This window comes from Anoxybacillus sp. ST4, assembly GCF_019448545.1.
Lineage (GTDB): Bacteria > Bacillota > Bacilli > Bacillales > Anoxybacillaceae > Anoxybacillus > Anoxybacillus pushchinoensis.
Window position 1 is genome coordinate 1 of the sequence record NZ_JAHZOE010000068.1, and the last position, 661, is coordinate 661.

General features: G+C 44.9%; 1 protein-coding gene. It reads left to right on the forward strand.

Annotation, left to right across the window (positions count from 1 at the left end; translation table 11 throughout):
• Window positions 1–99 precede the first annotated feature (99 nt).
• Window positions 100–630: a winged helix-turn-helix domain-containing protein gene (locus K1I44_RS14980; RefSeq protein ID WP_006322879.1), complete on the forward strand. Its 531-nt coding sequence runs from the start codon at window positions 100–102 to the stop codon at window positions 628–630.
• Window positions 631–661 lie beyond the last annotated feature (31 nt).

A 661-nucleotide genomic window follows, 5' to 3' on the forward strand; every position in this document is an offset into this window, starting at 1 on the left:
CTATATACATGCACCTTAAAACCATGACTTCTGTATGAACACCTTTTTTCATGGCTATACTGCTCCTAAATATTTCTATACAAAAGGAGCGGAATTGGCATGAAACGTCTGAAAATCACAAATGATCACGGCTGGACACCTCGAACCCTTCGGAAACAAGAACGGAAAATCAAAGATGCTTCCCTTCGTGTTCGGGTGACCGCTGTTCGTCTTGTCATGGAAGGTCACCTCGGTAAAGATGTCGCGAAAATGGTCAACGTATGCCGTCAATCGGTTGCCCTCTACGTTGCGCGATTTAATCAAGGTGGGCTCGATCATCTACTCGATCGTCGCTTACCACCTGGTCGCGTGCCATTTCTTACGGAAGAACAACAACAAGAAATCAGACAACTCGTGTTAACTACTACACCTGTGGATGCTGGCTGGGGCATCGCTTCGTCATGGAACACGCGCATTTTACAATCTTACATTCAACAAACCTATGGTGTTTCCATGTCACGGGAAGGGATTCGCAAGTTGTTGCATCGTTTGCGTTTGTCATGGACACGCCCGACGTATAAGCTCGTCAAAGGAGACGCTAAGCGTCAAGCTGCTTTTCAAAGAGAACTTGAATTTATAAAAAAAAACTAATTACCGAGAATGCCATGCTGTTTTATGTGGA

Excerpts from the sequence above, each read along its gene's own strand:
- K1I44_RS14980 (WP_006322879.1), top strand. The coding sequence starts at position 100 with ATGAAACGTCTGAAAATCACAAATGATCACGGCTGGACACCTCGAACC.